The sequence below is a fragment of the Streptomyces sp. NPDC054770 genome, from assembly GCF_053611985.1.
Genome location: NZ_JBSHBL010000009.1, coordinates 87064 through 99919 on the forward strand (window position 1 = coordinate 87064; position 12856 = coordinate 99919).

A 12856-nucleotide genomic window follows, 5' to 3' on the forward strand; every position below is an offset into this window, starting at 1 on the left:
TGTGAGACCGCTCACGTCGGCGAAGGCGCCGGGCGCGAACCGGGCCGGATCCTGAGGCAGTTGGCCACCACACTCCACAAGGAGCGCGGCAGCGCGCCCGCGAACGGCCGGCGGGGCCGGGCCGGGCCGGGCGTCGTACTTGTCGCGCAGGTCGCGCGCTCCTGCGGCTTCGGCAGTCACGCGTCGGTCGCGACCGCGTTGCGGGCGGAGTTCGGGGCACCCCCGAGCGAGGCCCGGCGGCGGGGCGCCGGCTGAAGCAGCGGCGCGGGTTGTCGACCGGCGTGCTGGTCAACCGGGCGTCAGTGACGCCGGGCGGGTCACGGCGTCGTCGGTGCGCTGCTGCTCGTCCCAGGTCTGCGGGAGGCTCTGCCGGAACTCCTCGCCGAGCACGAAGACGTGCTCGGCCGGGCCGGGCAGCCGGTGGTCACGGGGTGTTGTCGCCTTCCTGCACATGACCTGGGAGGACCGGCCTTCCCAGCGCCGGGGCGGCACCGTCGTCCCCGTCCACGCACGGTTCTTTCGCCTCGGCGTACTCCGCGGACATGAGCGGCAGGGAGAGATGGGCCAGGTCGCCGGGCGGGGGTGTGCGCAGCGACCACAGAGGGGCGGGGGTGCCGTCGGCGACCGCGGCCGGGGCGTCGGTCAGGTTCATGCGCTCGCGCAGGCGGCCGTAGAAGTCCATCGGTGCGAACCGGACCACCCGCAGCCTGGCCGGGGCGGCATACACGCCGATCCAGTCCCCCGGCTCCAGTACGCCGCGCACCTGGCCGTCGACGCTGACCGCGGCCTGCCCCGAGCGTTCCAGGACGCGCAGGCCGACCGCCTCGTTCGGGGCCGTGACGACCGAGCGGTTGAACGCCATGTGCGGGGCGACCGGGGTGAAGACGAGGGCGTCCGCGCAGGGCGAGACGACGGGTCCGCCGGCGGCGAAGCTGTAGGCGGTCGAGCCGGTCGGCGTCGCCACCAGCAGGGCGTCCGCGGAGTAGGAGGCCAGCAGCCGGCCGGAGACGTAGACGCCGACGGAGACCTGGCGGTCCCGGGACAGCTTCTCCAGGACCACGTCGTTGACGGCGGTGACGTGCAGCGGGATGCCCCAGTCGGTGTCCTGCTCGCAGTCGGTGCGGACCTGGGGCGGCGGCAGCAGCGGCCCGCGGCCGTACTGCATCAGCCGCTCCATGTCGGCCGGCATCTCCAGGCGCCGGGAGGCGCGCATGGTGAGCAGCAGTCTGCTGTCGACGGTGTACCGGTCCTCGCGGATCGCGTCCAGCGCCTCCCGCACCGAGCAGACCGGCACCTCGGTCAGGAAGCCGACCCGGCCCAGGTCGACGCCGAGGACCAGCGCGTCGTTGCGGGCGGCGAGCCGGGCGCCGCGCAGGAAGGTGCCGTCGCCGCCGAGGGTGACGATCAGGTCGGGGTCGCCCGCGGCCGCGACCTCCTCGCCGGAGCTGTGCCGGCCGCCGTCGTGCCATACGTCGATGTCCGTGCACCGCACGCCGTGCTCCGCCGCCCACGCCCGTACCGCACGGGCCGCGTCCACCGCCTCGGTACGCCCGCCGTGCACCACCAGTCCGAGCCCGTTCACCGTCATCTCCGCCTCCAGGACACCCTTGCCGGCCGCTGCTCCCACGCTGTCACGGGCGGGGCGGATCTGTCGGGCGGAGCGGGATCACAGACCGAGGGAGATGGCCAGCCGGGTGAGCTCGGCGGTGGTGTTGATGTCGAGCTTGGCGCGGATGCGGCGCAGGTAGGCGTCGACCGTGTGCCGGGAGAGCCCCATCTGCCGGGCCGCCTGGAGGTAGGTGCAGCCCGCGGCGATGTGCTTCAGCGTCTCCCGCTCACGCGGGGCCAGCGCGACGGCGGCGGTCTCGGTGTGCTGGGTGAGTGCGGTGAAGCTCATGAGGGAGTCCTTCGCAGGCGATCGGTCGGTATGGGCCAGGTGAAGATTGACCAATAGGGGCGATTTGTCCGTTTACAAAACCCTGACAACCCGACGTCATCACCCTGTCCGCCGACTGTCACAGGCGCGTCACAGGAACCGTCGGCGGGCGTGGCGCCGGGAGCCCGGGGTGGCAGCGGCGGCGGATTGGTGCTCCGTGGCGGCCGGGACCATCCTGGGGGGAGAGCCGGCCGTGCAGGTTCCGCGAAGGATGAGCGGCGATGGAACGACGTCCCACCCCTCCCAGCCACCCGGCGCAGACCCACGCCGTACCGCAGGGGACCCGGACGGCCGCGGTCACGGTCGACGAGCGGGGCGTGGTGACCGGGTGGAGCGACGGGGCCCGGCTGCTGCTGGGCTACCCGCCCGCCGAGATCCTGGGGCGGCGGGCAGCCGTACTGCTCGCCGGACCGGACCGGGACGAATGGCGGGAGGCGGCCGCCGGACCTCGGTGGAGCGGGACCGCAGCGCTGCGGCACCGGGACGGGCACCGGCTGGACCGCGACGTCCTGGTCCACCGCAGGCCCTCCGGCGAGCGGCCGGGCGGCACCGAGTGGCTGGTGGTGTCCGCCGTCACCGGCCCGGCGGCGGCCGGCCAGGCACTCGGCGAATGGGCCTTCCAGCAGTCGCCGTGCGTCTCCGCCGTCTTCGACGAGGGGCTGCGGCTGGCCCGGGCCAGTACCGCGACGCAGCGCACGCTGCACCTGGCGGAGGGGATGATGCGCGGGCTGCGGCTGACGGACATCGTGCCGTACGAGGGCAGCGCCGAGGCCGAGTCGAGGATGCGGCAGGTCCTGGACGGCGCCGGGCCCCAGGAGATCCGTCTCCATCTGGACCCGGCCGACCCGGAGCGGGCGTGGCACGCCTGGCTCATGCCGCTGACGGACTCGGGCGGCCGGGTGCGCGCGGTGGCCCTGACCGCCCACGCCGACGCGTCCCGGCAGCTGGTGCGGCGCCGGATGCTGCTGCTGAGCGACGCCGGGGTGCGCATCGGCACCAGCTCCGACGTGCAGCGCACCGCGCGGGAGCTGGCCGAGGTCGCCGTCCCCGCCTTCGCCGACGTCTGCGCCGTGGACCTGCTGGACGCTCCGGGGCACGGCGCACCGCCGCCCGACGGCGTCGTCCTGCGCCGGGCCGCCGCGCACTCGGTGCCCGACGGGCCGCCGCTCCCCCGGCCCTCGGGCGACGTGCTGCGCTGCCCGCCGTGGTCGCCGTCGGGCCGGTGCCTGGCCGAGGGGCGGGGCACGGTCTACCCGGGCGGCGACGAGGTGGTGAGCCGCTGGGCGCGGGAGGATCCGCGGGCCGCCGCATGGGTCCGGGAGAGCGGGGCGCACTCGCTGATGGCGGTGCCGCTCAGGACCGGCGACCTCACGTTCGGCGTGGCGCTCTTCGCCCGGAACGGGCGGACGGAGCCGTTCGACGCGGACGACCTGTGGCTGGCCGAACAGCTCGCGACCCGCACGGCCACGAGCATCCAGGGCGCCGCCCACGCCCAGCGGCAGCACACCACGACGATGACGCTGCAACGCAGCCTGCTCCCCCAGACCCTGCCCCGGCAGGCGGCCCTGGACATCGCCACCCGCTACCTGCCCTCGGTCAGCCAGGCCGGGGTGGGCGGCGACTGGTTCGACGTCATCCCGCTGTCCGGGACCCGGGTCGCACTCGTCGTCGGCGATGTCGTCGGCCACGGCATGCGGGCCGCCGCCACCATGGGCCGGGTCCGCACCGCCGTCCGCACCCTGGCCGACGTCGACCTGCCGCCCGACGAACTCCTCAGCCACCTCGACGACCTGGTCGTCCACCTCTCCGCCGAGGAGGCCGGCGACGACGACGCCTCCGACACCGCCGGCGGTGTCGGCACGACCTGTCTGTACGGCGTGTACGACCCGGTCACCCGGCGGCTCTGCGTCGCCCGGGCCGGCCACCCGCCGCCCGCCGTGGTCACCGCGGGCACCGTCCGCTTCCTCGACGTCCCGGCCGGACCGCCGCTCGGCCTCGGCGGGCTGCCCTTCGAGTCGTACGAGACGGAGCTTCCCGAGGGCAGCCTGGTCGCCCTCTACACCAACGGTCTGCTCGAACCGCGCGATCACGACATCGACGACGCGCTCGACACGATGTTCGCCGCGCTGGCCCGCCCCGCCCGGAGCCTGGACACCGTCTGCGACCGGGTCCTGACGTCCATGCTCACCCACCGCCCCGACGACGACATCGCCCTGCTCGTGGCCCGCACCCGGGCCCTGCACGCCGACCGGGTCGCCTCCTGGGAGCTGCCCTTCGACCTCGCCGCCGTCGCCGAGGCCCGCAAGCTGGCCACCGAGCAGCTGGCCGAGTGGCGGCTGGAGGAGGCCGCGTTCATCACCGAGCTCATCGTCAGCGAGATGGTCACCAACGCGTTCCGGTACGGCCGCCCGCCGGTCCGGCTCCGCCTGATCCACGACGAGCACACCCTGACCTGCGAGGTCTTCGACTCCAGCAACACCGCCCCGCACATGCGACGGGCCCACACCTACGACGAGGGGGGACGCGGGCTCCTCCTGGTCGGCCAGCTGACCCAGCGCTGGGGCACCCGGCACGCCGGCACCGGCAAGACCGTCTGGGCCGAGCAGTACCTCGCCGAGCACTGAAGCGCCGAAGCACTGACGGGCTGCCGGGCTGACAGGCCGACGAGTCGGGTCGGCCTCGGCGGCTTATCGGCGGAACACCGGGCGGGCCCAGGCCGGCGGGTGCGAGCTGCGGGCGGCGTCCCGGCCGACGGTCGGGGGGCCGTCGGCGGACCGGTCCGCGGCCGACTCCTCCACCGGCTCCTCCACCGGACCGGCGCCGCCCGCGGCCGACCGCAGCGCGCCCACGAACTCCAGGCAGGTGCCGTACCGGTCCTCGGGAACCTTGGCCAGGGCCGTGGCGAACACGTCGTCGAAGGCCGGCGGCAGCCCCGCCCGCACCTCGCTCAGCGCGGGCGGCCGGTCGTACTGGTGGGCCCACAGCAGTGCGATGTCCTCGTCCCGGACGAACGGCGGACCGCCGGCCAGCATCTCGAAGACCACGCAGGCGAGACTGTAGAGATCGCAGCGGCCGTCCACCGGGCGCCCCGAGATCTGCTCCGGCGCCACGTAGTCCAGCGTGCCGACGAACTCGCCGACCGTCGTGAACCCGGTCAGCGACAGCGACTTCTTGGTGAGCCCGAAGTCCGTGAGATAGACGTGCTCCGGGTGGTCGCTGTCCGTGCCCTGCGCCACCAGCACGTTGCCGGGCTTCACGTCCCGGTGCACCAGGTCGTGCTCGTGGGCCGCGTCGAGCGCGGAGGCGACCTGGGCCGCGATCCGCAGCGCCGCGTCCACCGGCAGCACGCCTTCCTTGTCCAGCAGCGCGCGCAGGTCGGGACCCGACACGTAACGCATCGCGATGTACAGCACGCCGTCCGTCTCGCCGGCCTCGAAGATCGGCACGATGTGGGGGTGGTCGAGGGCGGCCGCGACCCGTGACTCATGGGTGAAACGACGGCGGAAGGTGTCGTTGCGGGCCATCTCCGGGGCCAGCAGCTTCAGGGCGACGGTCCGGTCCAGGCGCAGGTCCGTGGCGCGGTAGACGACGGCCATGCCGCCGCGCCCGATCTCACCCTGGACCTCGTAGCCCGCGATGCGCGTCGCCATCACCCGAATCGTATCCAGGATTGCGGTACCCGCGCGAAACGGCGGCGGCCGAACGCCCCGGTCAGAAGGGCGCCGCCTGCCAGCCGGTCCAGCGCGACACGGTCACGAGGACGACCGCACCGTCCGGGGGCCGCTCCCGGTACTGCGGGTACTTCGCGCACAGCGGCTCGACGAGGGCCGCGGCGGCGGGCACCACCGTCGCGTGGCCGTCCGCCCGGACCCACCACAGACGGTCCCAGTCCTCGTCGTACGCGTCCGCGAGCAGGCACACCGACGGCTGCGCGGCGATGTTGCGCAGCCGCTTGAGGCGGGGTGTGGTCTTGGGCTTGTGGTCCACGGCGGTGACGATCCCGTCCGCGCCGTACCGCGCGAAGACGACCGGCACCAGGTGGGGGCGCCCGTTCCCGTCCACGGTCGCGAGCCGGGCCACCCGCGCCGCGGCGAACCGCCGCCGCGCCTCGTCCTCGGCCAGTTCCGGCACCGGGCCGCCTCCCCCGTCAGGTCCCGCGCAACGCGTCGAGCACGTCGGCGTCCGTGAGCTGCCCGAAGTCGTCGTACCACTGGCCCACCGAGCTGAAGAGGGCCGGCCGGAGCGGGCAGACGACGAGGTCGGCCTCGGCGGCGAGCGCGTCCAGGGAGTCGGGCGCGCCGACCGGGACGGCCAGCACGGTCCGGGCAGGGCCCCGGCCGCGTACGTGGCGCAGGGCGGCACGGGCGGTGGAGCCGGTGGCCAGGCCGTCGTCGACGACGATCACGGTACGGCCGCGCAGTTCGGGCGCCGGGCGGCCCTCCCGGTAGCGGCGCTCGCGGCGGCGCAGTTCCTGCCGCTCCCGCTCCACCACGGGGGCCAGGGACGCCGCGCTCAGGCCCAGGTGGGCCAGGGTCTCCGGGTCGAGGAGCGGCGGGTCGTCCCCGGCGATCGCGCCGACGCCGAACTCCTCGTGGTGCGGGGCGCCGATCTTGCGTACGACGAGCACGTCGAGCGGGGCCGAGAGCTCCCGCGCGACCTCCGCGGCGACGGTCGCGCCGCCCCGGGGCAGGGCCAGCACGATCGGGTCCGGCAGGGCACCCTCGTCGCGCAACCTGCCCAGCGCGGCGGCGAGTTCACGGCCGCCGTGCGCACGGTCCCGGTAGCGCATGGGACGTCCTCTCCGAGCGAGGTCGGGTCCCCTTCCTCCATGCTCACACCCGGAGGTGACGGAGGCCGAGCCCACTCGGAATAAATTCGCACACGCATTCTATACACTGTGTGTATAGTCCCGGCATGCCACTGTGGAGCAAGCTTCCGAGCACGAAGAGGGAAAGACGGCTGTTCGGGTTCCCGATCGCCGCGGCCGTTTCCCTGGCGCTGGCCCTGTCGGGCTGCGCGCAGGTCGACACGACCTCCCCCGCCGACGTACGCAACCACGCCACGGCCACGAGCCGGGCCCGGTTCGGGACCGTCGACTGCCGCGAGGCCAAGTGCATCGCCCTCACCTTCGACGCGGGGCCCAGTGAGAACTCGGCCCGGCTGCTCGACATCCTCAAGGAGAAGCACGTCCCGGCGACCTTCTTCCTGCTGGGCAAGCGGCACATCGAGAAGTACCCGCAACTGGTGAAGCGGATGGCGGCGGAGGGCCACGAGGTCGCCAGCCACACCTGGGACCACAAGATCCTCACGCGGATATCGGACCGGCAGATACGCGAGGAGCTCACCCGCACCGACGACGCGATCGAGCACCTCACCGGGCACAAGCCCACGCTGATGCGCCCGCCGCAGGGCCGCACCGACGCGAACGTGCACCGGATCTGCCGGCAGCTGGGCCTGTCCGAGGTGCTGTGGAGCGTGACCGCGAAGGACTACCTGACCACCGACTCGGCACTGATCGAGAAGCGGGTCCTGGACCAGGCCTCCCGGGACGGGATCATCCTGCTCCACGACCTCTACAAGGGCACTGTGCCCGCCGTCCCCGGCATCATCGACGCCCTCAAGGAACGCGGCTACGTGTTCGTGACGGTCCCCCAACTGCTCGCCCCCGGCAAGCCCGTGCCGGGCGAGGTGTACCGGCCCTAGATCCTAGGACGGCCCCCAGGCGAGGGGGAGTTCCTCCGGTGAGCGGTGGATCATCGTCGGGCGCGTGGTGACCGGACGGTCCTCCGCGAGCCGCAGCTCCGGGAGTCGGCGCGTCAGCTCCGCCACGGTGATGCGGAGTTGCTCGCGGGCCAGCTGGGCGCCGACGCAGGCGTGGGCGCCGAAGCCGAAGGCGAGGTGGCGAGCGGGGGCGGACCGGGTGATGTCGAACGTGTCGGGGCGGGGGTGACGCGAGGGATCACGGTTGGCCGCGCCGAAGGCGACGAACAGCTCGGCGCCGGCCGGGAGTTCGGTGCCGGCGAGGGTGGCCGGGCGGGTGGTGACCCGGCGGAAGCCCTGGAGCGCGCCGTCATAGCGGGCCGCCTCCTCCACGGCCGCCGGGATCAGGTCCGGTTGCCGGCAGAGCAGCTCCCACTGGTCCCGGTGGCTCAGCAGGTGCAGGACCGTGGTGCCGATCAGCGCGGTGGTGGTCAGGTGCCCGGCGATCAGCAGGTTCTGGAGGTGGGCGACCGCCTCGTGCCGCTGCTCCAGGGGGAGTTCGGCGTGCCCGGGTTCGCTCACCGAGGCGACGATCTCCGTGGCCAGGTCCTCGCGGGGATGTGTGTACCGGTCGCGGACACAGCGGTCGAGGACATGCTGCATGGCGACGACGTCCTCCGCCGCGGCGATCTGCCCGGCCTCCGGCAGCGGCCGGAACAGCAACTCCTCGGCGCGGCGCCCGCCGTGCACGACGACGGGCACGTCGGCGGGGTCGAGCCCGACGATCCGTCCGATGACCTCGCCGGGCAGCCGCGCGGCGTAGGCCGACATCAGCTCCACCCGGCCGGCCGTCACGAACCCGTCGACGAGGGCGGCGGCGCGCTCACGGGCGTACGGTACGGCCGCCGCGATCCGGGCCGGTGCCAGTGCGCGCAGCAGCGGCGCGCGCAACTGCCGGTGCCGTTCGCCGTCCGCGGTGACCACGACCGGCCGGCCGCCGAAGCCGCCGCCGAGCACGGCGAGCGTGGCGGGCGACGGCATGACGTCCGGCCGTAACGCATTCGCCGACGAGAACTCCTCCGGGCGGCGCAGCACTTCACGGACGTCGGCGTCCCGGGCCACCAGCCAGGCGTCCAGCTCGGGCACCCGCACGAGCCCTTCCGCCGCCCGTGCCCGCGTGTAGAGCGGGTAGGGCTCGCTCATCAGATCGTCGAGTCCGTCCCGGCTGTCCCAGCTGTCCTGGCTGTCGTGCAGATCGTGTTCCACGAGACGCCCCCCGGGACGACAACGACGACGGTACGGACCGCGCTCATGGTGCCGTACCGCCGTGCGCTCCCGACAGAGCCGGGTCAGAAGACGACCCACCATCCTTCGCGGGCCGCCTGTTCGGCCGTGTACGAGACGCCGTGCGCCTTGAGCCCGGCGGCGTCGAGGAGGGTGATCTCGCCGCCGTGGTTGCCCAGTCGGGCGCCGCCGGAGAGCGGCACGGTGCGGGCGGCGCCGGCGGCGAGCGGGCCGGCCGGTACCGGGGAGGCCTGGCCGATGCGGTCGAGGAGGCGCCAGCCGGTGAGGTCGACCGGGGCGGGCGAGGCGTTGAGGAGGGTGACCGTCTCCGCCTCGGGGGCGGGGCCGGCCGGGTTGACCAGCGCGGCGACGATCCGGACCGGCTGGTCGCCGGGGGCGGGACGGGAGGAGTCGACGTCGGGGAGGGTGTGGCCGGTGACGTCGTCGGTGTGCCAGGCCTGGCTCTGGAAGGCGAGGAAGATCCCGACCCAGCGCGCCGCCGCGCCCTGGCCGTCGGCCGGGAGACGGATGAGCAGTCCGCCGTCCTGCCAGACCCCGTCGTCGGCGCTGAAGCGGCCGCTGTTGCCCTGGTTCATATGGATGTCGTGGACGCCGTTGCCCGGCAGGAAGCCGAACACCTTGTCCTTGACGCCGGTCTCGGGCCCCCACCGCTCGCCGAAGAGGTACAGCCGGGCATCGGAGTCGTCGACGGCGCGCCGGACGTAGTGGTCGAGCAGGTCGGCCAGGTCGTTGTCCGGTCCGGAGCGGTCCGCCGGGAGGACCCGCATCTTCGCCGGGTCGAAGAGGTTGCCGCGGACGAAGTCGAGGTTGGGGCCGCCGGGGCCGGGCGGCAGGGTGTGCCAGCCGCCCGTCAGGCCGTCCAGGCGGGCGGTGAGGGGGTGCCGGAAGTCGTCGTCGACGAGGTATAGCAGTTCGGCGGGCTTCTCCTGCGAGAGGACGTTGACCGCGGCCCGGTAGTGGATGCCGGACTCGTCCGTGAGGTGGATCTGGTAGTGCGGGCTGTCGGCGGCGCCCTCGCGCCGGGTGTCGACGGCCCGGCCGACCAGTACGCCATAGGTCTTCAACGGCATGATGACCAACTCCCCGTGAAGGCGGGCGGTTTGCCCGCCATGGCGGGAATCGTACGGGGCCCGGAGGGGCCTCGGCCGGGGTTGGGCGAATCTGTCGGTCCTGTGAACACCCGGTGCAGGACCCGCGGAGGGTGGCCGCTTCCCTACCATCGTGCCGTGGTCAACTTCCTTCTCCAGCGGACGGCTCCGCTGCCGATCGACGAGGCGTGGCGCCGGCTCACGGACTGGTCGCGGCACGCCGACGTGGTCCCGCTGACCCGGATCACCGTGCTCACCGATCCCCCGACCCACGAGGGCACGGTCTTCGTGGCCCGTTCCGGGTTCGGGCCGCTCTCGTTCGACGATCCCATGGAGGTGACCGTCTGGGAGCCTCCGCGGGACGACGGCTCCGGCCGGTGCCGTCTGGTCAAGCACGGCCGGGTGGTGCGCGGCTGGGCCGAGATCGAGGTGCACCCGGGGCCCGGCGGCCGTACCCGGGTGGTCTGGCACGAGGAACTGCGGATCCGGTGGCTGCCGTCGGTCTTCGACCCGCTGGTGCGCCGGACGTCCCGGGCCGTGTTCGGACGGGCCGTCAACTCACTGCTCCGGCGGCCCTGACGGGTCGCCGTGCGGCCGGCGGCCCGCCCCTTGGCAGACCCCGGCCGCACGTTGGACAGTGGCCGTCCGGCGCCGCACGGCCGCCGGGGGTCGATGTGACCGGGAGGCTCGGAGGTGGCGTTCTTCTCGCCCGGGGAAGTGAAGCTGTTACGGGAGGCCGGGCACCCGCGCGGCTGGGCCCGCGGCGAAGTGCTGATGCGGGAGGGCGAGGCGGCCCATTCCGTCGTCCTGCTCACCGACGGCCTGGTCAAGGTGACGGTCGACTCGGCCAACGGCTACACCAGTCTGCTGGCCCTGCGCGGCCCCGGTGAACTCCTCGGCGAGTTCTCCAGCATCGACGGCCGGCCCCGGGGCGCCACGGTCACCGCGATGCGCCGCACGGCAGGCCTGGTCGTGGCCTCGGACGCCTTCGTACGGCTCCTGGAACGCGACCCCGGTCTCTGCCTGTCGGTACTGCGCAGTGTCGTGGGCCGGATCCGGGACTCCGACGGGCTGCGCGCCGAACAGGGCGCCCGCACCACCCGCGCCCGGGTCGCCGGACTGCTGGTGCGGCTCGCCGTCGAGTACGGCTCGGCCGCCCCCGAGACCCTGCCGGGCGCCGTCGCCGTGCAGGTCAACCAGCGTGAACTGGCCGCCGCCAGCGGGGCGTCCAGGGAGTCGGTGGTGCGCTGTCTGCGGGCGATGCAGCAGGAGGGCCTGGTGGCCACCCGGCGCGGGCGGACCGTCGTACTCGACCTGGCGGGACTGCGGCGCTGGGCCGAGGAGTGAGCCGGCACGCCTGCCTCACGCGTGCAGGCCGCCTGCATGAGAACGGAACTCCCGGCGCCGAATGCGTCATCTGACGCTGTACGGCGGCCGTGAAGGCGCTTCCATCGTCCCCTGGCGCCCGGACCGGTACGGCCAAGATCGGGGGAACGGACCGGGCGCTCCGGGGGAGCACGCCGGAATGGCCGTCAGGGGGAGCTAGGCCACCGACCCGATCCGCCGCGCCGGGGCCTGCGAAGACGTCACGTCGTGGTGGATCGGGGTGTGCGCGCCCGTCAGGGAGACCCCGCTGCCTCCCCTGCGGTTCGCGACGATCTCGGCCGCGATCGACAGCGCGGTCTCCTCCGGCGTACGGGCGCCCAGGTCGAGGCCGATGGGCGACCGCAGGCGGGCCAGCTCCAGCTCCGTGACGCCGACCTCGCGCAGCCGCTCGTTGCGGTCCAGGTGGGTGCGGCGAGAGCCCATCGCGCCGACGTAGGACACCGGGAGGCGCAGGGCGAGCCGGAGCAGCGGGACGTCGAACTTGGCGTCGTGGGTGAGGACGCACAGGACGGTACGGCCGTCGACGTGCGTGCGCTCCAGGTACCGGTGCGGCCACTCGACGACGATCTCGTCGGCCTCCGGGAAGCGGGTCCGCGTCGCGAAGACGGGGCGCGCGTCGCACACCGTCACCTGGTAGCCGAGGAACTTGCCGACCCGCACCAGCGCGGACGCGAAGTCGATCGCACCGAAGACGATCATCCGGGGCGGCGGGACGGACGACTCGACCAGCACGGTGAGCGGTGCTCCGCACCGAGAGCCCTGCTCTCCGATCTCCAGGGTGCCGGTGCGGCCCGCGTCCAGGAAGGCGGCCGCCTCGGCGGCGACCGTACGGTCCAGCTCGGGATGGGCGCCGAAACCGCCCTCGTGGGAGCCGTCGCCGTCCACCAGGAGGGCGCGGCCCAGCAGTTCCGCCGGCCCGGTGACGACCCGCGCGAGGGCCGCCGCCGCCCCGCGCACGGCCGCGGCCAGCGCGGCCGCGACCACCGGCCGGGCGGGATCGGCCGCCCGTACCGGGGTGACGAGGATGTCGATGACACCGCCACAGGTCAGGCCGACGGCGAAGGCGTCCTCGTCGCTGTACCCGAAGCGCTCCAGAACGGTCTCCCCGTCCTGGAGCGCCTGCCGGCACAGCTCGTACACGGCACCCTCCACACACCCGCCGGAGACCGAGCCGACGGCGGTCCCCTCGGCATCCACCGCGAGAGCGGCCCCGGGCTGACGCGGCGCACTCCCACCGACCGCCACCACCGTGGCCACGGCGAAGTCCCGCCCATCAGCGACCCACCGGTTCAGCTCCTCGGCGATGTCGAGCATCTCTCGGTCTCCTTCTCACAAGGTCAGGGATGGCGCGCCCCGAAGGGGCGCGGGGCTGTATCAATCTGCGGCTCCGCCGCGTGGGCGCGACCAGCCCGAACGGACCCGCACCCGACCACGGGCCCGT

General features: G+C 73.9%; 14 protein-coding genes. 5 read left to right on the forward strand and 9 right to left on the reverse strand.

Annotation, left to right across the window (positions count from 1 at the left end):
* Positions 1-60: 60 nt before the first annotated feature.
* Entirely contained in the window at positions 61-255 is a 195-nt protein-coding gene (locus ACWGKQ_RS11095) for a hypothetical protein (RefSeq protein WP_453291604.1), read from the forward strand.
* A 33-nt stretch (positions 256-288) separates the two neighbouring features.
* Here the strand turns inward: ACWGKQ_RS11095 and ACWGKQ_RS11100 are convergent, their stop codons facing one another.
* From ACWGKQ_RS11100 to ACWGKQ_RS11110, 3 genes are all read right to left on the reverse strand, one after another.
* The gene (locus ACWGKQ_RS11100) at positions 289-453 is read right to left on the reverse strand and encodes a hypothetical protein (RefSeq protein WP_453291605.1); all 165 of its coding nucleotides are present in this window, start codon (positions 451-453) and stop codon (positions 289-291) included.
* A complete protein-coding gene (locus ACWGKQ_RS11105; protein ID WP_453291700.1) occupies positions 425-1588 on the reverse strand; it encodes an NAD(+)/NADH kinase in 1164 nt (387 codons plus the stop codon). Before ACWGKQ_RS11105 ends, ACWGKQ_RS11100 begins: the two co-directional genes overlap by 29 nt.
* A 78-nt stretch (positions 1589-1666) precedes the next feature.
* Positions 1667-1897, reverse strand: a complete 231-nt coding sequence (locus ACWGKQ_RS11110; RefSeq protein ID WP_453291606.1) for a response regulator transcription factor — start codon at positions 1895-1897, stop codon at positions 1667-1669.
* A gap of 260 nt (positions 1898-2157) precedes the next feature.
* Between ACWGKQ_RS11110 and ACWGKQ_RS11115 the strand changes: the two genes are divergently transcribed.
* Complete coding sequence (locus ACWGKQ_RS11115) at positions 2158-4560, forward strand: SpoIIE family protein phosphatase (protein WP_453291607.1); 2403 nt, start codon at positions 2158-2160, stop codon at positions 4558-4560.
* A 63-nt stretch (positions 4561-4623) separates the two neighbouring features.
* Here the strand turns inward: ACWGKQ_RS11115 and ACWGKQ_RS11120 are convergent, their stop codons facing one another.
* From ACWGKQ_RS11120 to ACWGKQ_RS11130, 3 genes are all read right to left on the reverse strand, one after another.
* The gene (locus ACWGKQ_RS11120) at positions 4624-5586 is read right to left on the reverse strand and encodes a serine/threonine-protein kinase (RefSeq protein WP_453291608.1); all 963 of its coding nucleotides are present in this window, start codon (positions 5584-5586) and stop codon (positions 4624-4626) included.
* Positions 5587-5647: 61 nt separating this feature from the next.
* On the reverse strand, positions 5648-6067 hold the full coding sequence (locus tag ACWGKQ_RS11125) for a TIGR03668 family PPOX class F420-dependent oxidoreductase (RefSeq protein ID WP_453291609.1): 420 nt from the start codon (positions 6065-6067) through the stop codon (positions 5648-5650).
* A 16-nt stretch (positions 6068-6083) separates the two neighbouring features.
* Complete coding sequence (locus ACWGKQ_RS11130) at positions 6084-6725, reverse strand: phosphoribosyltransferase (RefSeq protein WP_453291610.1); 642 nt, start codon at positions 6723-6725, stop codon at positions 6084-6086.
* A gap of 125 nt (positions 6726-6850) precedes the next feature.
* On the opposite strand from ACWGKQ_RS11130, the gene ACWGKQ_RS11135 reads away from it, so the two are divergent.
* Positions 6851-7639 carry a polysaccharide deacetylase family protein gene (locus tag ACWGKQ_RS11135; RefSeq protein WP_453291611.1) on the forward strand — a complete coding sequence of 263 codons (789 nt, stop codon included), beginning with the start codon at positions 6851-6853 and terminating at the stop codon, positions 7637-7639.
* 3 nt (positions 7640-7642) lie between these two features.
* On the opposite strand, the gene ACWGKQ_RS11140 is transcribed toward ACWGKQ_RS11135, so the two are convergent.
* Positions 7643-8839: a cytochrome P450 gene (locus ACWGKQ_RS11140; protein ID WP_453291701.1), complete on the reverse strand. Its 1197-nt coding sequence runs from the start codon at positions 8837-8839 to the stop codon at positions 7643-7645.
* A gap of 146 nt (positions 8840-8985) precedes the next feature.
* Complete coding sequence (locus ACWGKQ_RS11145; RefSeq protein WP_453291612.1) at positions 8986-10011, reverse strand: DUF2278 family protein; 1026 nt, start codon at positions 10009-10011, stop codon at positions 8986-8988.
* A gap of 156 nt (positions 10012-10167) precedes the next feature.
* Here ACWGKQ_RS11145 and ACWGKQ_RS11150 point away from each other — a divergent pair, with 156 nt between their 5' ends.
* Together ACWGKQ_RS11150 and ACWGKQ_RS11155 are read left to right on the forward strand one after the other, a co-directional pair.
* Positions 10168-10608: an SRPBCC family protein gene (locus tag ACWGKQ_RS11150; RefSeq protein ID WP_453291613.1), complete on the forward strand. Its 441-nt coding sequence runs from the start codon at positions 10168-10170 to the stop codon at positions 10606-10608.
* A gap of 114 nt (positions 10609-10722) precedes the next feature.
* A complete protein-coding gene (locus ACWGKQ_RS11155) occupies positions 10723-11376 on the forward strand; it encodes a Crp/Fnr family transcriptional regulator (RefSeq protein WP_453291614.1) in 654 nt (217 codons plus the stop codon).
* A 195-nt stretch (positions 11377-11571) separates the two neighbouring features.
* Here the strand turns inward: ACWGKQ_RS11155 and ACWGKQ_RS11160 are convergent, their stop codons facing one another.
* Complete coding sequence (locus ACWGKQ_RS11160) at positions 11572-12729, reverse strand: XdhC family protein (RefSeq protein ID WP_453291615.1); 1158 nt, start codon at positions 12727-12729, stop codon at positions 11572-11574.
* Between the last annotated feature and the right edge of the window lie 127 nt (positions 12730-12856).

Coding starts and splice junctions, on each gene's coding strand:
- ACWGKQ_RS11100 (WP_453291605.1), bottom strand. CDS start 453: ATGTGCAGGAAGGCGACAACACCCCGTGACCACCGGCTGCCCGGCCCG.
- ACWGKQ_RS11105 (WP_453291700.1), bottom strand. CDS start 1,588: ATGACGGTGAACGGGCTCGGACTGGTGGTGCACGGCGGGCGTACCGAG.
- ACWGKQ_RS11110 (WP_453291606.1), bottom strand. CDS start 1,897: ATGAGCTTCACCGCACTCACCCAGCACACCGAGACCGCCGCCGTCGCG.
- ACWGKQ_RS11115 (WP_453291607.1), top strand. CDS start 2,158: ATGGAACGACGTCCCACCCCTCCCAGCCACCCGGCGCAGACCCACGCC.
- ACWGKQ_RS11120 (WP_453291608.1), bottom strand. CDS start 5,586: ATGGCGACGCGCATCGCGGGCTACGAGGTCCAGGGTGAGATCGGGCGC.
- ACWGKQ_RS11130 (WP_453291610.1), bottom strand. CDS start 6,725: ATGCGCTACCGGGACCGTGCGCACGGCGGCCGTGAACTCGCCGCCGCG.
- ACWGKQ_RS11135 (WP_453291611.1), top strand. CDS start 6,851: ATGCCACTGTGGAGCAAGCTTCCGAGCACGAAGAGGGAAAGACGGCTG.
- ACWGKQ_RS11140 (WP_453291701.1), bottom strand. CDS start 8,839: ATGAGCGAGCCCTACCCGCTCTACACGCGGGCACGGGCGGCGGAAGGG.
- ACWGKQ_RS11145 (WP_453291612.1), bottom strand. CDS start 10,011: ATGCCGTTGAAGACCTATGGCGTACTGGTCGGCCGGGCCGTCGACACC.
- ACWGKQ_RS11160 (WP_453291615.1), bottom strand. CDS start 12,729: ATGCTCGACATCGCCGAGGAGCTGAACCGGTGGGTCGCTGATGGGCGG.